The organism is Bacillus sp. 0909A, from assembly GCF_036765115.1.
Lineage (GTDB): Bacteria > Bacillota > Bacilli > Bacillales > Bacillaceae > Bacillus > Bacillus mojavensis.
This window is the reverse complement of record NZ_JBAIZU010000002.1, coordinates 265,573-290,778: the sequence shown is the minus strand read 5'-3', so window position 1 is coordinate 290,778 and position 25,206 is coordinate 265,573. Positions and strand designations below refer to the sequence as shown.

The window sequence follows — 25,206 nt, the reverse complement described above, 5'->3', positions numbered from 1 at the left end:
GATTGAAAATAAAGCGTTCCTTCATTAGCCTCAGCGTGCTTATGGTCATATTCGGCCTTATGATATCTGTTCAATTTAATTCTTTAAAGCATCCTCAAGTCCGAGATACAAGAGATATGTGGGATATTAGAGAAGAGCTTACATCAGAGCAGAAGAAGCAGGAAGAGCTGCTGGCTGAAATTAATAAGTATGATAAATTGCTGAATACCTATACGCAAAACAAAGAATTGACAAAAGAAACAGCGCTCAATAATACATTACAAACCTTAAAAAAAACAGCCGGCATGACCGATATTACAGGTAGCGGAATTGTTATCACCCTTTCTCCGCTTTTTTCTGAAAGCGTAACTGGAGAGGCGATCAAAAATCCACCGCCGGATTTACTAAAGAAGCTGATTAATGAACTCAACTCTTATGGTGCTGAGCATATCTCAATAAATGAGCGAAGAGTTGTGAATTCTTCAGTGATACGGGACATAAACGGCACAACAAAAATAGACGGATACAGCCTAGATGATTATCCTTTAACAGTAAAAGTGCTTGCTGAAAATCCGGACAAGCTGTACAGCAGGGTAAAGGGGTCCGATCTAGAGGATATCTTTGCTTCTGAGAATGTAGCGTTAAAAGCAGGTAAACCTGACAGCAGCCTCACATTAAAAGCTTATGACAGGGCAGTGGACGTACAACAGCTAAAACCGCTTAAAGACTAAAAGGGAGGAGAATTGTCATGTGGCTGCCCGTGCTTGGACTCGTGCTCGGAATAACGATCGGACTGATGACAAACTTAACAATACCGAGTGAATACTCAAATTATTTATCACTTGCTGTGCTTGCTGCACTTGATACTCTAATCGGCGGAATCAGGGCGCATTTACAAGGTACATACGATGAAATGGTATTTGTTTCCGGTTTCTTTTTTAATATTATAATGGCCATAAGTTTAGCTTTTCTGGGAGTTCATCTTGGTGTAGACTTGTATTTAGCAGGTATATTCGCATTTGGAGTCAGATTATTTCAGAATATAGCCGTTATAAGAAGAAATCTACTAACAAAGTGGACTCTTTCTAAAAAAAATAAAAAAAATGTGATATAAAAGAGGATATACATAGGATATAACGAATATTTTCAATAAACATAAAATGTGAAAAGCACATAAGAATATTCCGTTGTTATTTTTTGTTACACACTTGTAAAGCCACATTCATTGTATTGTTGTTCCGCAAATAATAGAATAGAAATGATCGAAATGTGAGGAGGTGCCATAGAATGAACAACAATGAACTTTACGTCAGTCTTGACATCGGTACGTCCAATACAAAAGTGATCGTCGGAGAAATGACAGATGATTCCCTTAATATTATCGGTGTGGGAAATGTACCGTCTGAAGGGTTGAAAAAAGGCTCAATCGTTGATATAGATGAGACCGTTCATTCTATAAGAAAAGCGTTTGACCAAGCTGAAAGAATGGTAGGTTTTCCGCTTAGAAAAGCTATTGTCGGCGTTAATGGAAATTATATCAATATTCAAGATACAAACGGTGTTGTAGCAGTTTCTAGTGAAAATAAAGAAATTCAAGTAGAAGATGTCCGCCGCGTCATGGAAGCGGCCCAAGTTGTTTCAATACCGCATGAACAGCTGATAGTCGACGTCATTCCTAAACAATTTATCGTTGATGGAAGAGATGAAATTACCGACCCGAAAAAAATGCTTGGTGTGCGTTTAGAAGTAGAGGGCACACTGATCACCGGTTCAAAAACAATATTACATAACTTGCTTCGCTGCGTTGAAAGAGCCGGTGTTGAAATAACTGATATTTGTCTACAGCCGCTGGCAGCCGGTTCTGCTGCTTTGTCAAAGGATGAGAAAAATCTCGGTGTGGCTCTCATTGATATAGGCGGAGGGTCAACCACCATTGCCGTATTCCAGAACGGACACCTGACTTCTACCCGTGTCATTCCTCTCGGAGGCGAAAATATCACCAAAGATATCTCCATCGGATTGAGAACGTCCACAGAAGAAGCGGAACGAGTGAAAAAACAATTTGGACATGCCTACTATAACGAGGCTTCAGAAGATGAAGTATTTGAGGTAACCGTTATAGGCACCAATCAAAAACAGACATTTACACAGCAGGAAGCAGCGAATATCATTGAAGCAAGAGTCGAAGAAATTCTTGAGATTGCTTCAGAAGAACTTCGCAATATGGGAATTAGCGATCTGCCGGGAGGCTTCGTGCTGACAGGGGGACAAGCAGCGATGCCTGGTGTCATGTCACTGGCGCAGGATGTGCTGCAAAACAATGTCAGAGTGGCGAGCCCGAATTATATCGGTGTAAGAGATCCTCAGTATATGACGGGAGTTGGCATGATTCAATTCGCCTGCCGGAATGCTAGAATTCAAGGCAGAAAAATTGGCTTCAAGATGCCTGAAGAAGCGATACAGGAAATCGCAGTCTCATCAGCAGAGGAACAAGAGCATCATCACCAAAATGAGATGCAGCAACGGCCAAAAGGAAAACAAAAAACACAAGCCGAACATAACAAACAGAGCAAAATGAAAAAACTATTAAGCATGTTTTGGGAATAGATAGATAGTCATTCGGCAGATTAGGAGGATTTAGCATGTTGGAGTTTGAAACAAACATAGACGGCTTAGCATCAATTAAAGTAATCGGAGTAGGAGGCGGCGGTAACAACGCGGTCAACCGAATGATTGAGAATGAAGTGCAAGGAGTAGAGTACATCGCGGTAAATACGGACGCTCAAGCTCTTAACCTGTCAAAAGCGGAAGTGAAAATGCAAATCGGCGCAAAGCTGACTAGAGGATTGGGAGCAGGTGCGAATCCGGAAGTCGGAAAAAAAGCCGCAGAGGAAAGCAAGGAGCAGATTGAAGAAGCGCTAAAAGGCGCTGACATGGTATTCGTAACAGCTGGTATGGGAGGCGGAACAGGAACAGGTGCCGCACCGGTTATTGCGCAAATCGCAAAAGATTTAGGAGCATTAACAGTCGGAGTCGTTACAAGACCGTTTACGTTTGAAGGCCGTAAGAGACAGCTGCAGGCGGCGGGCGGAATTTCTGCAATGAAAGAAGCGGTGGACACACTGATTGTGATTCCGAACGACCGTATTTTGGAAATTGTTGATAAAAACACGCCGATGCTTGAAGCATTCCGTGAAGCTGATAACGTACTCCGTCAAGGGGTTCAAGGTATTTCTGACCTGATTGCTACTCCTGGTCTCATTAACTTAGACTTTGCTGATGTGAAAACGATCATGTCAAACAAAGGATCTGCTTTGATGGGTATTGGTATTGCGACTGGAGAAAACCGTGCTGCAGAAGCTGCGAAAAAAGCCATTTCCAGTCCGCTTCTTGAAGCAGCAATTGACGGCGCGCAAGGCGTCCTAATGAACATTACTGGCGGAACAAATCTGAGCCTATATGAAGTTCAGGAGGCAGCAGATATTGTCGCTTCTGCATCTGACCAGGATGTAAACATGATTTTCGGTTCTGTTATTAACGAAAATCTTAAAGACGAGATTGTGGTTACTGTGATTGCCACTGGTTTTATCGAACAGGAGAAAGATGTTACGAAACCCCAGCGTCCATCATTAAACCAGAATATCAAATCACATAATCAGAGTGTTCCAAAACGTGAGCCGAAACGAGAGGAACCGCAGCATCAAAACACAGTCAGCCGCCAAACCTCACAGCCGGCTGACGATACGCTTGATATCCCGACATTTTTAAGAAACCGCAATAAACGCGGCTAATTGAAAGGACAAAATCGTTTTCGATTTTGTCCTTTTTTTATTTTTTCCTCAATCATTTTCCATCCATCTATCATGTCTTTTGAACTATGCCTTCCTACACAGATCAACAAATCAACCTATTATACCTACCGATATTTCATGACCATCTAATCATTTTCATTTATATGGAAATGAAATGACAGGAAACGACAATATCTGTAATTAAGATTGTCTACAGTTAACATACAGCGAAGTTTTGACAAACAAATTGAACTTTAAAGGAGGGACGACATTTTTTTACAAAGTGGTTTAAAAAAGGGGGATAAAAAATGAGGAAAAAGACGAAAAACAGACTGATCAGTTCTGTTTTGAGTACAGTTGTCGTCAGTTCACTGCTGTTTCCGGGTGCAGCCGTGGCAAGCAGCAAAGGCGCCGCTTCTTCTGTAAAACAGGAGCTTCAATCTTCAGAGACGATTCAAAATAAGATATCCAGCTCATTAAAGAAAAGCTTTAAAAAAGAAGAAAAAACTACCTTTCTGATCAAATTTAAAGATCAAGCTGACACTCAAAAAGCGGCAAAATCAGCTGTCAAAAGAGCGAAATCTAAAAAGCTGACCGCTGCTAAAACGGAATATCAAAAGCGTTCCGCCGTTGTGTCTTCGTTAAAAGTGACAGCTGATGAAGCTCAGAAGGACGTCTTGAAATATTTAAACAGCCAGAAAAATAAAGGGAATGCCGATGATATTCATTCCTATTATGTGGTAAATGGAATTGCAGTACATGCTTCTAAAGAGGTCATGGAGAAAGTGGCTCAGTTCCCCGAAGTAGAAAAGGTGCTTCCAAATGAAAAACGGCAGCTTTTTAAGTCATCCGCCTCCCCATTCAATATGAAAAAAGCGCAAAAAGCGATAAAAGCGACTGACGGCGTAGAATGGAATATAAACCAAATAGATGCACCAAAGGCTTGGGAGCTTGGATATGACGGAACGGGTACGGTTGTCGCCTCCATTGATACAGGGGTTGAATGGGAACACCCTGCATTAAAAGAAAAATATCGCGGGTTTAATCCGGAAAGCCCGAATGAGCCTGATAATAACATGAACTGGTTTGACGCTGTAGCGGGCGAGTCAAGTCCTTATGATGATCTTGCTCATGGCACTCACGTAACAGGTACAATGGTTGGTTCTGAGCCTGATGGCACGAATCAAATTGGTGTCGCACCTGGCGCAAAATGGATTGCCGTTAAGGCGTTTTCAGAAGATGGCGGGACAGATGCTGACATTTTGGAGGCCGGTGAATGGATTTTAGCTCCAAAAGACGCAGAGGGCAATCCTCACCCGGAAATGGCTCCGGATGTCGTCAATAATTCTTGGGGCGGGGGCTCCGGCCTTGATGAATGGTACAGGGATATGGTCAATGCCTGGCGGGCGGCCGATATTTTCCCGGAATTCTCTGCGGGAAATGCTGATCTCTTTAATCCGGGAGGACCTGGTTCTATCGCTAATCCTGCCAATTATCCGGAAGCATTTGCGACCGGAGCGACTGATATTAACAAAAAGCTTGGCGATTTTTCACTCCAAGGACCGTCGCCATACGATGAAACAAAGCCGGAAATTTCTGCTCCAGGCGTAAACATCCGGTCTTCAGTTCCTGGCCAGACATATGAAGACGGATGGGATGGCACATCAATGGCAGGACCGCATGTTTCTGCTGTTGCCGCGTTGTTGAAGCAGGCAGACGCCTCACTTTCTGTCGATGAGATGGAGGATATATTGACAAGCACGGCTGAGCCATTAACGGACTCTACATTCCCTGACTCTCCGAATAACGGATACGGTCATGGTTTGGTTAATGCTTTTGACGCTGTATCAGCCGTTACAGACGGTTTAGGAAAAGCAGAAGGGCAAGTATCTGTCGATGGGGAAGATGAGGAGCTGCCTGTCTATCAGCATGAGAAAGTAAATGAAGCTTATGAAGGTGCCAGCCTTCCGCTTACCTTGACAGCTGAAGACAATGTAAGTGTGACTTCCGTGAAATTGGCATATAAGCTGGATCAAGGCGAATGGAACGAGGTCAATGCGAAACGAATCAGCGGAGATCATTTGAAGGGGACATACCAGGCGGAAATCCCAAGTATAAAGGGGACCGCATTAAGCTATAAGTGGATCATTCAGGATTTTGGCGGCCATGTTGCGGAGTCTGACATATATGATGTAACCATAAAACCTAGCATCACTACTGGATACAAGCAGGATTTTGAAACAGAACCAGGCGGCTGGCTTATGAGCGGGACAAACAATAACTGGGAGTGGGGAGTTCCGGAATCAGGCCCTCATGCAGCTGCATCAGGAGAAAAAGTATATGGGACAAACTTGACTGGAAATTATGCCAATGGAGCGAATATGAATCTCACTATGCCTCCAATTGATGTGCCGGATTCAGGGAATCTGTTTCTTCAATTCAAGAGCTGGCACAACCTGGAAAGTGATTTTGATTACGGCTACGTATTTGTTTTACCGGAAGGCGAAACGAATTGGGAGCAGGCTGGGGTCTATAATGGAAAGACTTCAAACTGGATCAGCGAAGAAATTAATTTATCCGCATACAAAGGCCAAAACATTCGAGTGATGTTCAACCTTCAGTCTGATGAAAGCATTGCGAAAGAGGGCTGGTACATTGATGATGTTCAGCTTTCAGACAAATCTGCCGGGAAAACAGCTAAAAAGAATAAGCTGGGCGTACAAAAAACGGCAGAAAAGCAAAAGAAAAAAGCGGTTAATCCAAAAAAGGCTAAGCCTTCAACACATACAGCTGCCAAAACAGAACATAGCGCTGATATACAGCCGCAAGCATTGCCGCTAAGAGCACAGGTCAGTGTGGTTGAAACAGGAAAATCAACCTATTCAGATCAATCAACCGGACAGTACAAGCTGACGCATAAAGCAGGAGACTATACGCTTATGGCAGAAGCTTACGGCTATCAATCGAAAACGCAAAAAGTGTCTTTGCAGGCAGATCAGACAACCCGAGCTAATTTTACGTTAGAAGAACTAAAGAAAGGCACATTAAAAGGCACTGTCATCAATAAAACAACAGGAAAGCCTGTAAAAGGGGCTTCCGTCTATGTTATCGAGGATGCCGCGGTTGAACCGGCAACTACAAACGACAAAGGAGAATATACACTTGAGGCCTATGAGGGCTCTTACACCATTAAAGTAGCTGCGCCTGGCTATTACAGCGATGAATTTTCCGTTGAGTTAAAAGGTGATATCACAAAAGAAACTGTGCTAAAGCCTTTCGTCGGTTATCCAGGCGAGATCGGATACGATGACGGAACAGCGGAGAATGCAAATTCCTATTTTGCTGCCGGAAACGGATGGGCGGTTAAAATGTCACTGGCTGACGGCAAGGAAAAAGGCATGCTGACAGGAGGGCTATTCAGATTCTGGGATACGGAGTTCCCAGATCCTGGCGGCACAGAGTTTAAGGTTGAGGTTTACGATGCGACAGGGAAAGATGGAGCACCCGGCAAAAAAATTGCGGGACCATATCAAGCTGAAGCTCTTCGTAATGGCGAATGGACGAAAGTAGATCTCAGCTCGAAGGGAATTATGGTCGATAAAGACTTTTATCTTGTCTATATCCAGTCAAAACCTGATCCATATTCACCAGGCTTGGCAATGGATGAAACCGGGCAGTACTCAGATCGCAACTGGCAGTATGTTGACGGAACATGGCAAAAAGGGGATAAAGAAGACGGCAACTATATGATTCGTGCATTAGTCGATTATGAAGCTGCCGTACCTGACATTACTTCTCCTGCAGACCAATCATACACCAATAAGGAGAGCGTCACTGTAAAAGGAAAGGCTTCTCCAGGGACGACTATAACCCTTTATAATGGTGATAAAGAAGCAGGAGAAACGAAAACTGCCGCAGATGGCACGTTCGAGGCAGGGGTTTCACTCAGCAAAGGGGAAAACAAGCTGACAGCGGCTGCATCAACAGACTCCGGAACGACAGATGCTTCAAGTCCTGTTACGGTCACACTTGATCAAGACAAGCCTGAACTGACGCTCGACAATCCAAAGGATGGCGAGAAAATCAATAAAGAAGCCCTGACTGTTAAAGGCACTGTTTCAGATGACAACTTGAAAGAAGTAAAGGTTAATGGCAAAAAAGCAACAGTCACAGACGGTTCCTACTCTGCCCGTATCCTATTGGAAAACGGAAGCAACGAAGTAAAGGTGACAGCCTCTGACTTAGCAGGCAACAAGACGACGAAAAAAGCTGTCGTCGATGTGAATTTTGACAAGCCAGTTATTAACGGACTAATTCCTGGTGAGGACAAAATCTTAAAAGCCGGTGAATCGGTCAAAATCGCTTTTTCAAGCGCGAAAGGGGCAGATGCAACGTTTGTCATTCGTCTTCCGCTCACAAATGCAAGAGCGAATGTACAAAACGCTACCGAGCTGCCGTTAAGGGAAATATCTCCGGGACGATATGAAGGCTATTGGACAGCAACATCTTCTATTAAAGCAAATGGAGCGAAAGTAGAGGTTATCGTTCGAGACAATTACGGCAATGAAACTAGAAAAACAGCGAATGGAAAACTATATATCAATACTGAAAAGTAAGAGTAAAAAAGCTGCCGCCCTTGGCAGCTTTTTTTCTATATACTCGCATTCATTCCCTCGACAAATTAAGCAGTTATCCCTGAAAAATTGTATAGGCCTCTCAACATTAATTGACAGACTTTCCCACAGAGCTTGCTTTATACTTATGAAACAAGAAGGGGAACAGCGTGATGCAAGAAAGAAAGGGGTCAGGTGTGAAAATCTATTTAGATGTCATTTGGCTGTTAAACTTTTGTTTTGACGCACTGTTGCTTTTACTGACGGCATTTATTTTAAAACGCCATGTGAAAAAAAGAAGATTGATAGGCGGCGCGTTTATCGGTTCAAGTATTGTCCTTTTGATGTTTACTCCTTTCTCGCCGATCGTTGAGAACCCGGCCGGAAAGCTAGCTTTTTCGGTTGTCATTGTACTCGTAACATTCGGTTTTAAGAGGTTTCGTTATTTCTTTCAAAATTTGTTTTCCTTTTATTTTGCTACTTTTGTAATGGGAGGAGGAATAATCGGAGCACACTCATTGCTGCAGTCAAACTCTATTGTCAGAAACGGTGTCATGATCACCAATCAAACCGGATTTGGGGACCCGATCAGCTGGATGTTTATCGTGGCTGGCTTTCCCGCATTATGGTTTTTTTCCAAGAGAAGAATTGAAGATATTGAAACAAAAAACATTCAATATGAGGAACGAGTCAGGGTACAGGCGGACCTGGGCGGCCAAACACTGCACGCAAGAGGCCTGGTGGATTCAGGCAACCAGCTGTACGACCCGCTCACAAAAACGCCTGTCATGATTATTCACATTGATAAGCTTGAACCGATTTTCGGAGAGGGTGATACGATGATTATTCGAAATGCAGACCCGATGGAAGCGATTGAACAGCTTGATGATTCGTTTCGTTTTTTAGATAAAATGAGGCTGATCCCATACCGGGGAGTAGGCCAGCAGCATCAATTCTTATTATGTATCAAACCGGATCATGTAACGATTATGACAAAAGATGAAATGATTTCCGCGGATAAATGCTTAATTGGCATCAGTACGTCAAAGCTGTCGGCAGATGGAGATTTTGACGCGATTATTCATCCGAAAATGCTGTCCGGAAAAGCCATTAAGCACGTATCCTAATGTTCGCAAATGTCCGTTACTTATCATACTCATAAGACGTGACATTTAGAAGGGAGAGGAAGATGAAAAAACTTAAATTGCGGTTGACGCACCTCTGGTATAAGCTGCTGATGAAACTGGGCTTGAAAAGCGATGAAGTGTATTACATAGGCGGAAGTGAAGCGTTGCCGCCGCCATTATCAAAAGACGAGGAGCAGGTTCTATTAATGAAGCTCCCAAGCGGTGACCAGGCGGCCCGTGCTATTTTGATCGAACGCAACCTGCGGCTGGTCGTCTATATCGCCCGGAAATTTGAAAACACGGGAATTAATATTGAAGATTTAATCAGCATCGGCACCATTGGATTAATCAAGGCTGTGAATACCTTCAATCCGGAAAAGAAAATCAAGCTGGCTACATATGCCTCTCGCTGTATCGAGAATGAAATCCTGATGTATTTAAGGAGAAACAACAAAATCCGTTCAGAAGTATCTTTCGATGAACCGCTTAATATTGATTGGGACGGCAATGAGCTTCTGCTTTCTGATGTGCTGGGCACGGATGATGATATCATCACAAAGGACATTGAAGCAAACGTGGATAAAAAACTTCTAAAAAAAGCGCTCGAACAGTTAAATGAGAGGGAGAAACAAATCATGGAACTTCGTTTCGGGCTTGTCGGCGAAGAGGAAAAAACCCAAAAGGATGTTGCGGATATGATGGGGATTTCTCAATCCTATATTTCCCGTCTGGAAAAACGAATCATTAAAAGATTGCGAAAAGAATTCAACAAAATGGTGTAAAAAATTTTTGCGGGTGAATCCCTTGATTCTACAAGGATTTCCCAATTATGACTATTTTTCGGTCTGAGTACAGTGCATATTTTTCCCACCCGAGGAGATACTTAACGTTGTACAGCAGCTCCTGTAGGGAGGGAAAAAAGTGTCGAGAAATAAAGTCGAAATCTGCGGGGTGGATACGTCCAAATTACCCGTACTCAAGAATGAAGAGATGAGAAAGCTGTTTAGGCAATTGCAGGACGAAGGTGATGATTCAGCCAGAGAAAAGCTTGTAAACGGGAACTTGCGTCTTGTCTTAAGTGTCATTCAAAGATTTAATAACAGAGGGGAGTATGTTGATGACTTATTTCAAGTCGGCTGCATCGGACTAATGAAATCCATTGATAATTTTGATCTAAGCCACAATGTTAAGTTTTCAACATACGCTGTACCTATGATTATCGGAGAGATCCGCAGGTATTTGCGCGATAATAACCCGATACGTGTCTCGAGATCACTTAGGGATATCGCATATAAGGCACTCCAGGTAAGAGAACGGTTAATCAGTGAGACAAGCAAGGAGCCGACGGCAGAGGATATCGCCAAAGTTCTTGAAGTACCGCACGAAGAAATCGTGTTTGCACTCGACGCCATTCAAGATCCGGTATCTCTTTTTGAACCGATCTACAATGATGGCGGAGATCCGATTTATGTCATGGATCAAATCAGTGATGAACGCAACAAAGATACACAATGGATTGAAGAGCTGGCTTTGAAAGAGGGCATGAGAAGGCTGAACGAGAGGGAAAAAATGATTTTAAGAAAACGGTTCTTCCAAGGAAAAACGCAAATGGAAGTAGCCGAAGAAATCGGGATTTCTCAAGCGCAGGTGTCCAGACTGGAAAAGGCAGCAATCAAACAAATGAATAAGAATATTCATCAATAGCATGGACGCGGAAAGCCTTTAAAACAGAAATTGTTTTAAAGGCTTTTCTATTTAGAAGCGAGCGGTTTACGTTTTCGAAAAAGTAAGGTATCCTAGTCCGTACATAGTTTTGTGAAAATTAAAACAATTATTCGGTTTGGAAAGAGGAGGACCACAATGATTTTGCAGCTTGACAATGTCTCACTAAAACGGAATGGAAAATGGATACTAAAGGATATTCATTGGAAAGTAGAGGAAAAGGAGAACTGGGTGCTTTACGGATTAAACGGAGCAGGGAAGACCGCGCTGTTAAATATGCTTTGCTCTTATTATTTTCCGACAACAGGCGAGATGCAGGTGCTTGGTCATGTATTCGGTAAAACGGAGCTGGGAGATAAACTCAGACGAAAAATCGGCCTTGTCTCAGCGGGTCTTCAGCAAAAATTGTATCCGGCAGATTCAGCTTTTGAAATTGCTCTGAGCGGGGCATATGCTTCGATTGGCTTGTATGAAACTCCAAGTGCGGATATCAGAGAAAAGGCGATTGCCCTGCTTGAGGACTTAGGAGCCATCGATTATGCTGACCGCCGCTATGAAACTCTTTCTCAAGGAGAGAAACAAAGAGCTTTAATCGCAAGAGCGCTAATGGCTGATCCGGAGCTGCTTATACTGGACGAGCCAGTTACAGGACTTGATTTTATTGCCCGGGAAAAACTGTTAGATACGATTACGCACATTGCAAGCAGGGAAAATGCGCCGTCTATTCTTTATGTTACGCATCATGCGGAAGAAATTTTGCCGATTTTTGATAAAGCCCTCTTGTTAAAAAAGGGAGAAGTCTTTAGATCAGGACAAATGAAAGACATGCTGACAGACGAATCACTTTCTTCTTTTTTTGATACGCCGATCCGTGTATTATGGAATCAGGATCGTCCGTTTTTAACAAGAGCTGAGACGGTAACAAATGCATAACGACATACGATTCATCCTAGGGGTGCTTTAGAAGCTGAGAGAGACGCTTGTCTCAACCCTTATTGACCTGATCTGGATCATACCAGCGGAGGGAAGCGGTGAAAAAAGCGGAGAATGCAGCAGCTTGCACTCTGCTTTCTTTATTAAGCCGTTTCATGAATATGAAACGGTTTTTTTCTATTAAAAATAGGAGCGGATAACATGACTGATCAAGTAGAATCTTTACTTAAAAAAGCGGAAGAACAAAAGGACGAGCTCATTGAGCTTGCGAAAACGCTGATATCTTTTAAAACACCGGCGCCGCCTGCGAGAAATACAGACAGCATCCAAACATGGATTGCGCAGTTTTTGCGTGAACGGGGATTTTTGATCGATAAATGGGACGTTTATCCAGGAGATCCCAATGTTGTGGGTTTTTTAAAGGGAACAAATTCAGCAGCCTATCAAAGTTTAATCATCAATGGGCATGTCGATGTGGCAGAGGTAAGAGAGGACGAGGAATGGGTGCATGACCCGTTTTGTCCTATTGAGAAAAACGGTTTCTTAATCGGCCGGGGCGCCTCAGATATGAAAGGCGGAATGGCCTGTGTGCTGTTTGCTGTAAAGCTGATTCGTGAAGCAGGCATTGAGCTCCCGGGCGATTTGATTCTGCAATCGGTCATCGGGGAGGAGGTCGGAGAGGCCGGCACACTTGAATGCTGCAAAAAGGGCTACCACGCAGACTTTGCAGTTGTGGCGGATACGAGCGATATGCATATTCAAGGTCAAGGCGGAGTGATTACAGGCTGGATCGAAATCAAAAGCAGTCAAACGTTTCATGATGGAACAAGACGGAATATGATCCACGCTGGCGGAGGAACATTCGGGGCGAGCGCGATCGAAAAAATGGCAAAAATCATTTCTGGACTCGGTGAGCTTGAGCGCCATTGGGCCATTATGAAACGTTATCCCGGCTTTGCACCCGGTACAAACACAATTAATCCCGCTGTTATAGAAGGAGGCAGGCATGCGGCCTTTATAGCAGATGAGTGCCGGCTGTGGATCACAGTCCATTTTTACCCGAATGAAACGCATGAACAAGTGGCAGCGGAAATAGAAGATTACATCAACCGGCTGAGTGACAGTGATATTTGGCTGAGGGAAAACCGTCCTGTCTTTAAATGGGGAGGCTCTTCAATGATTGAGGAGAGAGGAGAAATTTTTCCGGCCTTGGAAGTTGATCCGGCTCATCCTGGCGTTTTAGCCCTTACAGCGTCACACGAGGAAATCAAACGCGAACGCCCGGTCGTTGACGTCTCTCAGACCGTAACCGATGGCGGATGGCTTTATAATGCCGGTATCCCAAGCGTGATCTACGGACCTGGCAATTTATATAATGCTCATTCCGTTAATGAGGGGGTATCGATTGAGCAGCTCGTAGATTATACGAAAATCATGCTCACATTCATCCTTAAATGGTGCAGCTGTAAAAAAGAACAATGATCATGAAATTTCTCCTTGCTGACAAGGTTCAGCCCGCCCGTTCATATACTAGAAAAAAGGACTGAAAAAAGGACGTGATGGGATGATCAGCATTTCAGAATTTCAGGTGAAAGATGTCGTCAATGTCTCTAACGGAAAAAAATTGGGGAGCATCGGCGATATTGATATCAATGTCACTACAGGAAAAATTCAGGCGATTATACTAGGGGGAAATGGAAAAGTTCTCGGTTTTTTTGGAAAGGAAGAGGAAATGGTCATTCCTTGGCGAAATATAGTTAAAATCGGTGAAGATGTCATTTTAGTCCGATTAAGTGAATCCCATGCTTAGCTTTTTTGCCGCTGATTGTCAAATGCCGGAAGTCTGAACTCCTCCGGCACATTTCATTTATGAAATATGCAAATCGGCGCTAAACGAATGCAGAAAGATGTGGTAAAATAAGTGGGAAATTACGCCTTATAAATGTTTGTCGAAAGGTTGGATCATCATGAATACATATCACCCATTCAGTCTCACCACCCCCTCGACACTCATGATACAAGACTGGAAACAAACGAATCAAAACCATGCAGAAATCATTGCCGGATTTACTACGAAAAACGGCGGTGTCAGTCAAAAACCTTTTGAGTCGTTAAATACAGGATTGCACGTTCATGACAAAGATGCAGATGTGGTTAAAAATCGTGAATATATAGCCGATATGTTTAATATTGATTTGCAGTCTTGGGTATTTGCTGACCAGACACACGACAATCGCGTCCAAAAAGTGACGCAGAGGGACAGGGGCAAAGGCGCCCGTGAGTATCAATCAGCTTTTCAAGCAACAGACGGACTCTATACAAATGATAAAAATGTATTCCTGGCATTATGCTTTGCTGATTGTGTGCCTCTTTTCTTTTTCGATCCGGTGAGATCGCTTGTCGGGGTCGCTCATGCCGGATGGAAAGGCACGGTCAAACAGATTGGCAGAGAAATGGTGAAACAATGGACCGAACAGGAGGGCTCGAAGCTTTCTGATATATACGCTGTTGTCGGACCGTCTATCTGCGGTGCGTGCTATACCGTGGATGATCGTGTGATGAATGCTGTTCGCGCATTGCCGTTTTCAGCAGAGCGTGCCGTAAATCAGACGGGGCAGGGGCAGTATCAGCTTGATCTGAAAGAGTTGAATCGACTCATACTGATCGACAGCGGTTTGGCAAATGAGCAGATTTCTGTCAGCGGTTTATGTACGGAAAGTGAGCCGTCACTTTTCTTTTCCCACCGGCGCGATCAGGGGAAAACAGGACGGATGATGTCCTTTATCGGAATGAAGGAGGCATAAAAGATCTTGCGTGTTGTTGATCATTTACGACATATAAACGAACAAATAAACGAAGCATGTAACAGATCGGGCCGCAGCTCCGATGAAGTTACGGTTATTGCAGTCACAAAATATGTCTCGCCAGAAAGAGCACAGGAGGCGGTCGATGCGGGCATTACGTGCCTCGGAGAGAACCGGGACGCCGAGCTGCTTCGCAAGCAGGAAATCATAAAAGGAAATGTGGAATGGCATTTTATCGGCAGTCTTCAATCAAGAAAAGTAAAAGCTGTCGTCAATTCTGTTTCCTATATTCACTCTCTGGACCGGCTTTCATTAGCGAAAGAAATTGAAAAACGGGCTGAAGGTGCTGTCCAATGCTTTGTGCAGGTCAATACCTCGCTTGAGCCCTCTAAACACGGCATGAAAAAAGAAGAAGTGATACCCTTCATACAGGAGCTATCCGGTTTTAAAAACATCGTTGTGGCCGGACTGATGACTATGGCTCCTCTGACTGATGACCAAGATCAGATCAGAAGCTGTTTCCGAGCGCTGAGAGAACTTCGTGATCAGGTTCAAGAGCTGAAACAGCCGAACGCTCCATGTACAGAACTGTCGATGGGCATGTCAAATGATTTTGAAATCGCGATTGAAGAAGGGGCTACTTATATTAGAATCGGCTCATCGTTAGTCGGAAATGAAACAGGGGGTGTACAGCAATGAGTATGAAAAATAAACTGAAAAACTTTTTCTCGATGGATGAAGAAGAATACGAATACGAATATATTGAAACTGAGCGGGATTCTCATGAGGAACAGGAACAAAAAGAAAAACCTGCTTATAATGCTGGTAAACCAGCAGCCAAACAGAATGTGGTAAGCTTGCAAAGTGTTCAGAAATCCTCTAAAGTGGTGTTGAGTGAGCCGCGCGTTTATGCGGAGGCGCAGGAAATAGCCGACCATCTGAAGAACAGGCGGGCAGTTGTCGTCAATCTTCAGCGGATACAGCATGACCAGGCGAAACGGATTGTTGACTTCTTAAGCGGAACCGTTTACGCCATTGGCGGCGATATCCAAAGAATCGGTTCAGATATTTTCCTATGCACGCCTGATAACGTAGATGTATCAGGCACAATTTCTGAGCTCATATCTGAAGACGATCAGAGGTGGTAAAGCGAGATGATCCTTTATCAAGTTTTTTCGGTTTTAAGCTTATTAATTACAATATACTCATTTGCCCTGATCATATATATTTTTATGTCATGGGTGCCGAGTACGAGGGAAACAGGAGTCGGACGTTTTTTAGCTTCGATCTGTGAACCATATCTCGAGCCATTCAGAAAAATTATCCCCCCAATTGCAATGCTGGATATTTCACCAATCGTAGCCATTCTCGTGCTGCGGTTTGCGACAACCGGCTTGTGGGGGCTTTATCGCATGATTGCCTTTTAAGGTGACAGTTTGATAGGGGCTTGGCTGCTGCCAAGCCTCTTTACATAGAAGGGAAAGACGATGAGCGATATTTATCAGCACTTCAGAAAAGACGAGCGTGCCTTTATCGATCAGGCGCTCGAATGGAAAAGAATTGTCCAGGAGCAGTACCGGATGAAGCTGACCGACTTTTTAGATCCCCGGGAACAGGTCATTCTCGCTGCTGTCACGGGACAGGCAGATGTAGGACTGGCTTTTTTCGGCGGCTATGGCAGAGCGGAGCGAAAACGGGCTATTTTATATCCTGAGTACATCAAGCCTGAAGAATCGGATTTTGAGCTTCAGGCGTTTGACGTCCGCTATGCTGAAAAATTTGTGACGGTCGATCACCGGTCTCTTCTTGGTTCATTAATGGGAATCGGCCTGAAGCGGCAAAAGTTTGGTGATTTAGTGTTTTCAGAGACGGCAGTGCAAATTATTGTCTCAGCTGATACAGCCGATTTTGTTGCAGCTCAGCTTACCCAAGCCGGAAAAGCCGCGGTCAAGCTTGAGAAAATTGACTTGTCAGACCTTAAAATTCCCGCACTAGATGTCGAAATAAGAGATGATACCGTTTCTTCTTTAAGGCTTGACGCAGTCTGCGCTTCTATGAGCAGGCAATCACGCCAGAAATCACAAACGCTGGTGAAAAACGGTCTTGTAAAAGTGAACTGGAAGGTTGTTGAAGATCCTTCTTACCAGGTTGCTGAAGGGGACATGCTCTCTATCAGGGGCTTTGGCCGCTGCAGTCTGACAAAAATCGAAGGGAAAACCAAAAAAGACAAGTGGAGAGTCACGTTTGAACGACAAAAATAGTCGGTTTTTCAGTTTTTTTCTCCATCTGTGTGGAATTTGCTTTATAATGTGAACTAGATAACCGTACTGAAATGTAAAAAATGGAGGTGGCATCATGCCATTAACGCCGAATGATATTCACAATAAGACGTTTACAAAAAGTTTTCGCGGATATGATGAAGACGAGGTAAATGAATTTCTGAGCCAAGTCAGAAAAGATTACGAAATTGTTCTCCGTAAAAAAACAGAGCTTGAAGCGAAAGTGAATGAGCTCGATGAAAGAATCGGGCACTTTGCCAACATTGAAGAAACGCTGAATAAATCGATTCTGGTTGCCCAAGAAGCAGCTGAGGACGTAAAGCGCAATTCTCAAAAGGAAGCAAAGCTGATTGTTCGGGAAGCGGAGAAAAACGCTGACCGCATCATCAATGAGTCTTTATCGAAATCAAGAAAAATCGCAATGGAAATCGAAGAACTGAAAAAACAGTCTAAAGTGTTCAGAACACGTTTCCAAATGCTGATCGAAGCGCAGCTTGATCTTCTGAAAAATGATGATTGGGATCATCTGCTTGAATATGAAGTCGACGCCGTGTTTGAGGAAAAGGAATAAATTCTCTGATTACCTTGACATTTTCTTAGCTTGTCGAATATAATACGTTCATAAATTCAGATGAAAAGACGGTTGAAAGGGACAGTCATGTTTCCATCATGCCTTTATAGCGACCCGGAGATGGTGAAAGTCCGGGATGGCCGGAATCATGTAGATCAGCCCTTAAGTTTCCTTTCTGAACTCACAGTAGGTTAGGACGTTCATCACGTTACGATGCTCGAGAGGAAAAAGCGTAAGCCTGGCTTTTTCTAAAAGGGTGGTACCGCGAGATAAGCTTTCTCGTCCCTTATGGGATGAGAGGGCTTTTTTTATTTTCTGAAAAAATTGGTGGAGGAATGAAAATGGATTACAAAGACACGCTCTTAATGCCGAAAACAGATTTTCCGATGCGAGGCAATTTGCCAAACCGTGAGCCTGACATGCAAAAGAAATGGGAGGAGCAGGATATCTACAGTCTAGTACAGGAACGGACGAAGGACCGCCCGAAATTTGTTTTACATGACGGACCTCCGTACGCAAACGGCGATATCCACATGGGCCATGCGCTTAACAAAATTTTAAAGGACTTTATCGTCCGCTACAAATCAATGAGCGGGTACAACGCACCATATGTTCCGGGCTGGGATACACACGGATTGCCGATTGAAACAGCTCTTACAAAAAACAAAAAAGTGAACCGCAAAGAAATGTCAGTAGCTGAATTCCGCAAGCTATGCGAAGAATATGCATGGAAGCAAATTGAGGGTCAGCGTGAGCAATTCAAGCGTCTCGGAGTCCGCGGTGACTGGGAAAATCCATATGTGACACTGAAACCAGAATATGAAGCACAGCAAATCCGCGTTTTCGGTGAGATGGCAAAACGAGGCTACATTTATAAAGGCCTTAAACCGGTTAACTGGTCACCTTCAAGTGAGTCAGCTTTAGCTGAAGCGGAAATCGAATATCAAGACAAACGCTCAGCATCTATTTACGTTGCTTTTGGCGTGAAAGACGGAAAAGGCGTGCTTGAAAACGGCGAGCGCATCATTATTTGGACAACAACGCCTTGGACGATCCCTGCAAACCTTGGCATTTCGGTGCATCCTGATCTAGAATACAGCGTGATTGCAGTCGGTGATGATCGCTTTGTAGTAGCAAGTGCACTGGTTGAAGCTGTAGCTTCTGCATGCGGCTTTGAGCAGTATGAAGTGACAAGAACGATCAAAGGGAAAGATCTCGAAAATATTATCGCTGAACATCCGCTATACGGCAGAGATTCACTCGTTATGCTTGGAGATCACGTGACAACTGACGCCGGAACAGGCTGTGTTCATACAGCACCGGGACATGGGGAAGATGACTTTATCATCGGCCAAAAATACGGCTTAGACGTACTTTGTCCGGTTGATGAAAAAGGTGTGATGACAAGCGAAGCTCCTGGCTTTGAAGGTATGTTCTATGATGATGCAAACAAAGCGATCACCCAGCAGCTCGAAGAAAAGGGCGCGCTCGTAAAGCTTGAATTCATTACACATTCCTATCCGCACGACTGGAGAACAAAGAAACCAACCATTTTTAGAGCAACTGCGCAATGGTTTGCGTCTATTAAAGATTTCAGATCAGACCTGCTGGATGCCATTAAAGAAACAAAATGGGTTCCTGAATGGGGCGAGCAGCGCTTGCACAATATGGTGCGCGACCGCGGCGACTGGTGTATTTCCAGACAGCGTGCATGGGGTGTGCCGATTCCGGTATTTTATGCTGAAAACGGCGAGCCAATCATCACAGATGAAACAATTGAGCACGTTTCAGAATTGTTTAGAAAACATGGCTCAAACATTTGGTTTGAAAAAGAAGCGAAGGATCTTCTTCCGGAAGGCTTTACGCATCCTGGTAGCCCGAACGGCACATTTACAAAGGAACAGGACATCATGGATGTTTGGTTTGATTCTGGTTCTTCCCACCAAGCGGTGCTTGAAGAGCGCGAGGACCTCGTTCGGCCGGCTGATTTATACCTTGAAGGCTCTGACCAATACCGGGGCTGGTTTAACTCATCTCTATCAACAGCAGTAGCCGTAACAGGAAAAGCGCCATATAAAGGTGTGCTCAGCCATGGATTTGCACTGGATGGAGAAGGACGCAAAATGAGTAAATCCATCGGTAACGTTGTGGTTCCAGCAAAAGTTATGAAACAGCTTGGCGCCGACATTTTGAGATTATGGGTGTCTTCTGTAGACTACCAGGCGGATGTTCGCGTGTCTGACGCGATTCTGAAGCAGGTTGCTGAAGTATACCGTAAAATCCGCAATACGTTCCGTTTCCTTCACGGCAACCTATTCGATTTTGATCCAAAAACAAATGCGGTGGCTGTAGAAGATCTTCGTGAAGTCGATCAGTATATGCTGATTAAGCTAAACAAACTGATTGATAAAGTGAAAAAAGCGTATGACGAGTACGAATTTGCGGTTGTGTATCACAGCATCCACAATTTCTGTACAATTGAATTAAGCTCATTCTATCTGGATTTTGCTAAGGATATTGTATACATTGAGCATGCGGATCATCCGGATAGACGCAGCATGCAGACTGTATTTTATGAAACGCTGCTTGCGTTAGTGAAGCTTACAGCGCCGATTCTGCCTCATACTGCTGACGAATTATGGTCTCACTTAACATTTGTTGACGAGCAAAGCGTTCAGTTGACAGATATGCCGGAAACGATTGCGGTTCCAAACAGCGAAGCCACAGAAGATAAGTTTGACCGTTTTATGTCTCTTCGTGATGATGTGCTAAAAGCGTTAGAAACAGCGCGAAATGAAAAAATCATCGGTAAATCATTGGAAGCAAGCCTGACGTTATATCCGAATAAAGAGAACAAAGAGCTATTAGCTTCTATTAAAGAAAATCTTTCTCAGCTGTTTATTGTTTCTGAATTAACCATCAGTGAAGAAAATGAAGCGCCAAACGATGCGCAAAGCTTTGAGACAGGGAAAATCGCTGTCGAGAAAGCTGAAGGCGAAATGTGTGAGAGATCCCGTGTGATTTCGAAAGATGTAGGTGCAAACCCGAAATACCCTACACTGTCACTGCGCAACGCTGAAATTGTTGAAAAGTATTATCAGAATTAATGAAAGAGCCCGGCGCACAAGCCGGGCTTTTTTTGTGCCAAGAGTGACATCGTTTAGAATGGCAGGAAAAATCTTATGGGCTTTAGATCATCATTCACAGGTAACAATATAGGTATTACGTTAAGAGCAGGAGTTGTGATGAATGAATGAATGATCAACTGACCGCAATTTATACGGAACTTCTTCTGATGAAAGAAGAATTACAGTCGAGATTATTTGAGTATTCTTGCTTTCAGGTTTCAACAAGCCCGCAGGCAGCAATCAATCATAAACAAAAAGCAACTCTGATCTATCATATTAAAGAAGAGCTTCAGGACGTTCTTCTCGCATTGTCGAAAATTGAGGACGGCACATTCGGATACTGTGAAGAAACTGGGTCTCCCATTCCTCTTTCAAAGCTGGCGGTGCTGCCGACAGCGCGAACAGCAAACGATTTTCTGTATTCAGTCCAATTTGAAAAAAAAACGCTTCCTCTGTGGAAATCAACTGATATTGAATATGATCAGGCGCTGTATGAATAACAGCGCCTTCCCAATTAAGTCTGTACAGAGGCTGATATTTCTTTACTCCTGTGCTTTTTATTGATAAAATGCATAATGGATTAAAGTAACCGTACAATGGAGGAACGTTTGTGCTGTATTACGTTATCGCACTACTTATTATCGCAGCTGATCAACTGACAAAATGGCTTGTCGTCAAGAACATGGAACTTGGACAAAGCATACCGATCATTGATCAGGTATTCTATATCACCTCCCATCGCAATACGGGTGCGGCGTGGGGGATATTAGCCGGTCAGATGTGGTTTTTTTACCTCATCACAACTGCAGTCATTATTGGTATTGTTTATTACATACAGCGATATACGAAAGGGCAAAAGCTTCTTGGTATTTCCCTTGGACTCATGCTTGGCGGCGCCATCGGCAATTTTATCGACCGGGCTGTCAGACAGGAAGTGGTGGATTTTATCCATGTCATTATCGTCAATTACAATTACCCGATCTTTAATATCGCGGACTCTTCATTATGTGTCGGCGTAATGCTTTTATTTATACAAATGCTGTTGGACAGCGGGAAAAAGAAGAAGGAGCAATAGAATGAATCAATTTGACATAACCGCTTCAGAAGAACAAAAAAGTGAGCGGATTGATAAATTTCTGGCATCGACTGAAAATGGTTGGTCGAGAACCCAGGTTCAGCAATGGGTGAAGGACGGACAAGTTGTCGTAAACGGAAGCCCGGTGAAAGCGAATTATAAAATTCAGCCGGGTGATCAGGTGACCGTCACTGTACCTGAGCCGGAAGCACTCGACGTGCTGGCAGAACCGATGGATCTGGATATATACTATGAAGATCAAGATGTGCTGGTTGTCAATAAACCTCGCGGAATGGTTGTGCACCCAGCACCCGGGCATCTTACGGGCACACTTGTAAACGGCCTTATGGCCCATTGTACGGACCTTTCCGGAATAAATGGCGTGATGCGTCCGGGGATTGTTCACAGGATCGATAAAGATACATCAGGTTTATTAATGGTTGCAAAAAATGATATGGCACATGAGTCCCTTGTGAATCAATTAGTGAACAAAACCGTAACCAGAAAATATACGGCGGTTGTCCACGGGATTATTTCTCATGATGACGGTACAATTGATGCGCCGATCGGGCGGGATAAGAAAGACCGGCAAAGCATGACTGTAACACGTGATGGCAAAAACGCCGTCACTCATTTTCATGTTCTTGACCGCTTCCAGGAGTTTACGCTTGTGGAATGCCAGCTTGAAACAGGAAGAACGCATCAAATCCGTGTTCATATGAAGTATATCGGATTCCCTTTAGCGGGAGATCCGAAATACGGGCCGAGAAAAACGATCGATTTTAACGGACAGGCGCTTCATGCCGGAATCTTGGGTTTTCAGCATCCTCGCACTGACGAATATATCGAATTTGAGGCACCGCTTCCTGAGGATATGTCTGCTTTAATCGAAAATTTGAGAAAAACCCGTTGACAGGTCGTCTCTTTTCTGAAATAATAAACGAAGCTGAATAGATTCTTTAAAACAGTCCAGAGAGGCTGAGAAGGATAACGGATTGACGGGATACGTGTATATGCACGCACCTTGTCCTAAACCCCTCTCTGCCAATGGCAAGAGGGGTTTTTTCTTCTAAATGAACTGTGAGGTGTCACATAATGAATCAAAAAGCTGTCATTCTCGACGAACAGGCAATCAGACGTGCGCTGACCAGAATTGCTCACGAAATGATAGAACGCAATAAAGGGATGAACAACTGCATCCTTGTCGGCATCAAGACAAGAGGCATTTATTTAGCAAAACGCCTCGCCGAACGGATAGAACAGATTGAAGGAAATCCTGTAACAGTTGGAGAAATTGATATTACCCTTTATAGAGATGATCTATCCAAAAAAACGAGCAATGAAGAACCGCTTGTGAAAGGTGCAGATATACCGGTAGACATCACAGATCAAAAAGTAATTGTCGTAGATGATGTTCTTTACACAGGAAGAACGGTCAGAGCCGCTATGGACGCACTTGTCGATGTAGGCAGACCTTCCTCAATTCAGCTGGCTGTGCTTGTTGACAGAGGACACAGAGAACTGCCGATCCGAGCAGATTACATCGGGAAAAACATTCCGACTTCAAAAGCTGAAAAGGTTATGGTGCAGCTTGATGAGGTTGACAAAAACGATCTCGTCGCCATTTATGAAAATGAATAAAGTATCACCTTTTTAAACGCAATCCAGAGAGGTTGCAAAGAGGTGCACAACGAAGCCCCGAAAGTATGCGGCCGGTCTTTGTATGCCTCTTTGCGTAAAAATAGCAAAGAGGTTTTTTTATACAGTTATTAAGTCATCCTAATATGAAAAGTCATCAATCAGGGGGAAAATCATCATGAGTAAGAAAAAAGTTAATTTAGGAGTCAGGGAAATCCCGAAACCTTTCTCTTGGGTTTCGTTCAGCCTGCAGCATTTATTTGCGATGTTTGGCTCAACGATTTTGGTTCCGAAGCTGGTCGGAATGAGTCCTGCAGTTGCATTGGTGACGAGCGGTATCGGAACACTTGCTTACCTTCTGATCACGAAAGGACAAATACCAGCGTATCTCGGTTCATCCTTTGCCTTTATTTCTCCGATCATCTTGGTAAAAGCGACCGGTGGACCGGGAGCGGCAATGGTTGGTGCGTTTCTGGCAGGGCTTGTGTACGGGCTGATTGCCTTGCTGATCAGACAGCTCGGAACAGGCTGGCTGATGAAGCTTCTCCCGCCTGTCGTCGTAGGTCCGGTTATTATCGTCATTGGACTGGGTCTGGCAGGTACAGCGGTAAATATGGCCATGTATGCTGATCCGAATGCAAGTGAGCTGGTTTACAGCTTAAAACATTTCAGTGTTGCAGGTGTCACTTTAGCGATCACGATCATTTGCGCGATTTTCTTGCGAGGATTCTTAAGCTTAATCCCGGTCTTGATCGGAATCATCGGCGGATACTTGTTTGCCCTGACTCAAGGAATTGTCAACTTTCAGCCGGTGCTTGACGCGAAATGGTTTGCTATCCCTGAATTTATCATCCCGTTCAAAGATTATACGCCGTCAGTGACACTAGGCATTGCCGCAGCAATGGTCCCTGTCGCATTTGTTACAATGTCAGAGCATATTGGCCATCAAATGGTGCTGAGCAAAGTTGTCGGACAAGACTTCATTAAAAAACCGGGTCTCCATCGCTCGATAATGGGTGACAGCGCGGCCACAATTCTTGCTTCCTTGATTGGCGGCCCGCCTACAACCACTTATGGAGAAAACATTGGCGTACTGGCCATTACGAGAGTGTTCAGCGTCTTTGTTATCGGAGGCGCGGCAGTGATTGCCCTTTGTTTCGGCTTCATCGGCAAGATATCTGCGCTTATCAGTTCAGTCCCGTCAGCGGTTATGGGAGGCGTTTCCTTCCTGCTGTTCGGCATCATCGCTTCCAGCGGTTTGAGAATGCTGATTGACAACAAAATTGATTATGAAAATAACAGAAACCTCATCATCACATCAGTCATCCTTGTGATCGGCGTAGGCGGCGCATTTATCCAGGTGTCTGAAGGAGGATTCCAAGTGTCAGGCATGGCGCTTGCGGCAATTGTAGGTGTCATCTTAAACCTGATTCTTCCGCAAGCGAAGGAAGAGCAGGCAGACACATCCGAACAACATCATATCTAAACCTTTTAATGAAAGTCCAGAGAGGCTTGGAAGGGTTATAAAGAGAAGAAAGCTTCACGC

Annotated in this window: 23 protein-coding genes, 1 riboswitch and 1 other annotated feature; all 23 genes read left to right on the top strand. The window is 44.0% G+C overall.

The features are described from left to right. Positions 1-2: 2 nt before the first annotated feature. The 23 genes from V6D42_RS06685 (at position 3) to pyrP (ending at position 25,146) form a co-directional block, all read left to right on the top strand. Positions 3-710, top strand: coding sequence for a DUF881 domain-containing protein (locus V6D42_RS06685; RefSeq protein ID WP_333512718.1), 708 nt, complete (start codon positions 3-5; stop codon positions 708-710). A 17-nt stretch (positions 711-727) separates the two neighbouring features. Next, positions 728-1,093, top strand: a complete 366-nt coding sequence (locus V6D42_RS06680) for a small basic family protein (protein ID WP_333512717.1) — start codon at positions 728-730, stop codon at positions 1,091-1,093. Between the two features lie 173 nt (positions 1,094-1,266). Next, positions 1,267-2,586, top strand: coding sequence for a cell division protein FtsA (gene ftsA, locus V6D42_RS06675; protein ID WP_326195593.1), 1,320 nt, complete (start codon positions 1,267-1,269; stop codon positions 2,584-2,586). 35 nt (positions 2,587-2,621) lie between these two features. Beyond that, complete coding sequence (gene ftsZ / locus V6D42_RS06670) at positions 2,622-3,770, top strand: cell division protein FtsZ (RefSeq protein ID WP_010334166.1); 1,149 nt, start codon at positions 2,622-2,624, stop codon at positions 3,768-3,770. Positions 3,771-4,078: 308 nt separating this feature from the next. Next, on the top strand, positions 4,079-8,386 hold the full coding sequence (locus tag V6D42_RS06665) for a S8 family serine peptidase (RefSeq protein WP_333512716.1): 4,308 nt from the start codon (positions 4,079-4,081) through the stop codon (positions 8,384-8,386). A gap of 194 nt (positions 8,387-8,580) precedes the next feature. After that, positions 8,581-9,510: a sigma-E processing peptidase SpoIIGA gene (spoIIGA, locus tag V6D42_RS06660; protein ID WP_333513130.1), complete on the top strand. Its 930-nt coding sequence runs from the start codon at positions 8,581-8,583 to the stop codon at positions 9,508-9,510. 62 nt (positions 9,511-9,572) lie between these two features. Beyond that, on the top strand, positions 9,573-10,292 hold the full coding sequence (gene sigE / locus V6D42_RS06655) for an RNA polymerase sporulation sigma factor SigE (protein ID WP_024121327.1): 720 nt from the start codon (positions 9,573-9,575) through the stop codon (positions 10,290-10,292). 139 nt (positions 10,293-10,431) lie between these two features. After that, entirely contained in the window at positions 10,432-11,214 is a 783-nt protein-coding gene (gene sigG / locus V6D42_RS06650; protein ID WP_010334169.1) for an RNA polymerase sporulation sigma factor SigG, read from the top strand. 156 nt (positions 11,215-11,370) lie between these two features. After that, positions 11,371-12,165, top strand: coding sequence for an ABC transporter ATP-binding protein (locus V6D42_RS06645; protein ID WP_010334170.1), 795 nt, complete (start codon positions 11,371-11,373; stop codon positions 12,163-12,165). Between the two features lie 8 nt (positions 12,166-12,173). Then, a riboswitch (TPP riboswitch) is annotated at positions 12,174-12,276 on the top strand. A 90-nt stretch (positions 12,277-12,366) separates the two neighbouring features. Beyond that, positions 12,367-13,647 (top strand): acetylornithine deacetylase, encoded by a 1,281-nt coding sequence (locus V6D42_RS06640; protein WP_333512715.1) that lies wholly within the window; start codon positions 12,367-12,369, stop codon positions 13,645-13,647. Positions 13,648-13,729: 82 nt separating this feature from the next. Next, the gene (locus V6D42_RS06635; protein WP_010334173.1) at positions 13,730-13,975 is read left to right on the top strand and encodes a YlmC/YmxH family sporulation protein; all 246 of its coding nucleotides are present in this window, start codon (positions 13,730-13,732) and stop codon (positions 13,973-13,975) included. Between the two features lie 157 nt (positions 13,976-14,132). Further along, on the top strand, positions 14,133-14,969 hold the full coding sequence (pgeF, locus tag V6D42_RS06630; RefSeq protein WP_333512714.1) for a peptidoglycan editing factor PgeF: 837 nt from the start codon (positions 14,133-14,135) through the stop codon (positions 14,967-14,969). Positions 14,970-14,975: 6 nt separating this feature from the next. Next, positions 14,976-15,668 (top strand): YggS family pyridoxal phosphate-dependent enzyme, encoded by a 693-nt coding sequence (locus V6D42_RS06625; protein WP_333512713.1) that lies wholly within the window; start codon positions 14,976-14,978, stop codon positions 15,666-15,668. Beyond that, positions 15,665-16,117 carry a cell division protein SepF gene (gene sepF, locus V6D42_RS06620; RefSeq protein WP_024121333.1) on the top strand — a complete coding sequence of 151 codons (453 nt, stop codon included), beginning with the start codon at positions 15,665-15,667 and terminating at the stop codon, positions 16,115-16,117. The genes V6D42_RS06625 and sepF overlap by 4 nt, the downstream gene beginning before the upstream one ends. Before the next feature lie 6 nt (positions 16,118-16,123). Further along, positions 16,124-16,396: a YggT family protein gene (locus tag V6D42_RS06615; RefSeq protein WP_010334177.1), complete on the top strand. Its 273-nt coding sequence runs from the start codon at positions 16,124-16,126 to the stop codon at positions 16,394-16,396. A gap of 60 nt (positions 16,397-16,456) precedes the next feature. Continuing rightward, positions 16,457-17,230, top strand: coding sequence for a YlmH family RNA-binding protein (locus tag V6D42_RS06610; protein ID WP_333512712.1), 774 nt, complete (start codon positions 16,457-16,459; stop codon positions 17,228-17,230). Between the two features lie 94 nt (positions 17,231-17,324). Then, positions 17,325-17,819, top strand: a complete 495-nt coding sequence (gene divIVA / locus V6D42_RS06605) for a septum site-determining protein DivIVA (protein WP_010334179.1) — start codon at positions 17,325-17,327, stop codon at positions 17,817-17,819. Positions 17,820-17,881: 62 nt separating this feature from the next. Next, positions 17,882-18,109: a binding site (T-box leader), on the top strand. A 51-nt stretch (positions 18,110-18,160) separates the two neighbouring features. After that, the gene (ileS, locus tag V6D42_RS06600; RefSeq protein WP_333512711.1) at positions 18,161-20,926 is read left to right on the top strand and encodes an isoleucine--tRNA ligase; all 2,766 of its coding nucleotides are present in this window, start codon (positions 18,161-18,163) and stop codon (positions 20,924-20,926) included. Between the two features lie 146 nt (positions 20,927-21,072). After that, positions 21,073-21,447: a sporulation-related RNA polymerase-binding protein YlyA gene (ylyA, locus tag V6D42_RS06595; RefSeq protein WP_010334180.1), complete on the top strand. Its 375-nt coding sequence runs from the start codon at positions 21,073-21,075 to the stop codon at positions 21,445-21,447. 110 nt (positions 21,448-21,557) lie between these two features. Then, positions 21,558-22,022 (top strand): signal peptidase II, encoded by a 465-nt coding sequence (lspA, locus tag V6D42_RS06590; RefSeq protein ID WP_333512710.1) that lies wholly within the window; start codon positions 21,558-21,560, stop codon positions 22,020-22,022. A gap of 1 nt (position 22,023) precedes the next feature. Next, complete coding sequence (locus V6D42_RS06585) at positions 22,024-22,935, top strand: RluA family pseudouridine synthase (RefSeq protein WP_168747755.1); 912 nt, start codon at positions 22,024-22,026, stop codon at positions 22,933-22,935. Positions 22,936-23,117: 182 nt separating this feature from the next. Continuing rightward, complete coding sequence (pyrR, locus tag V6D42_RS06580; RefSeq protein WP_024121338.1) at positions 23,118-23,663, top strand: bifunctional pyrimidine operon transcriptional regulator/uracil phosphoribosyltransferase; 546 nt, start codon at positions 23,118-23,120, stop codon at positions 23,661-23,663. A gap of 175 nt (positions 23,664-23,838) precedes the next feature. Continuing rightward, entirely contained in the window at positions 23,839-25,146 is a 1,308-nt protein-coding gene (gene pyrP, locus V6D42_RS06575) for a uracil permease PyrP (protein ID WP_103671387.1), read from the top strand. Positions 25,147-25,206: the final 60 nt, after the last annotated feature.

Excerpts from the sequence above, each read along its gene's own strand:
- V6D42_RS06645 (WP_010334170.1), top strand. The coding sequence starts at position 11,371 with ATGATTTTGCAGCTTGACAATGTCTCACTAAAACGGAATGGAAAATGG.
- V6D42_RS06640 (WP_333512715.1), top strand. The coding sequence starts at position 12,367 with ATGACTGATCAAGTAGAATCTTTACTTAAAAAAGCGGAAGAACAAAAG.
- V6D42_RS06615 (WP_010334177.1), top strand. The coding sequence starts at position 16,124 with ATGATCCTTTATCAAGTTTTTTCGGTTTTAAGCTTATTAATTACAATA.
- pyrR (WP_024121338.1), top strand. The coding sequence starts at position 23,118 with ATGAATCAAAAAGCTGTCATTCTCGACGAACAGGCAATCAGACGTGCG.
- ftsA (WP_326195593.1), top strand. The coding sequence starts at position 1,267 with ATGAACAACAATGAACTTTACGTCAGTCTTGACATCGGTACGTCCAAT.
- divIVA (WP_010334179.1), top strand. The coding sequence starts at position 17,325 with ATGCCATTAACGCCGAATGATATTCACAATAAGACGTTTACAAAAAGT.
- ylyA (WP_010334180.1), top strand. The coding sequence starts at position 21,073 with ATGAATGATCAACTGACCGCAATTTATACGGAACTTCTTCTGATGAAA.
- V6D42_RS06585 (WP_168747755.1), top strand. The coding sequence starts at position 22,024 with ATGAATCAATTTGACATAACCGCTTCAGAAGAACAAAAAAGTGAGCGG.
- sepF (WP_024121333.1), top strand. The coding sequence starts at position 15,665 with ATGAGTATGAAAAATAAACTGAAAAACTTTTTCTCGATGGATGAAGAA.
- V6D42_RS06680 (WP_333512717.1), top strand. The coding sequence starts at position 728 with ATGTGGCTGCCCGTGCTTGGACTCGTGCTCGGAATAACGATCGGACTG.
- pyrP (WP_103671387.1), top strand. The coding sequence starts at position 23,839 with ATGAGTAAGAAAAAAGTTAATTTAGGAGTCAGGGAAATCCCGAAACCT.
- ileS (WP_333512711.1), top strand. The coding sequence starts at position 18,161 with ATGGATTACAAAGACACGCTCTTAATGCCGAAAACAGATTTTCCGATG.
- V6D42_RS06610 (WP_333512712.1), top strand. The coding sequence starts at position 16,457 with ATGAGCGATATTTATCAGCACTTCAGAAAAGACGAGCGTGCCTTTATC.
- ftsZ (WP_010334166.1), top strand. The coding sequence starts at position 2,622 with ATGTTGGAGTTTGAAACAAACATAGACGGCTTAGCATCAATTAAAGTA.
- sigE (WP_024121327.1), top strand. The coding sequence starts at position 9,573 with ATGAAAAAACTTAAATTGCGGTTGACGCACCTCTGGTATAAGCTGCTG.
- pgeF (WP_333512714.1), top strand. The coding sequence starts at position 14,133 with ATGAATACATATCACCCATTCAGTCTCACCACCCCCTCGACACTCATG.
- V6D42_RS06635 (WP_010334173.1), top strand. The coding sequence starts at position 13,730 with ATGATCAGCATTTCAGAATTTCAGGTGAAAGATGTCGTCAATGTCTCT.
- V6D42_RS06665 (WP_333512716.1), top strand. The coding sequence starts at position 4,079 with ATGAGGAAAAAGACGAAAAACAGACTGATCAGTTCTGTTTTGAGTACA.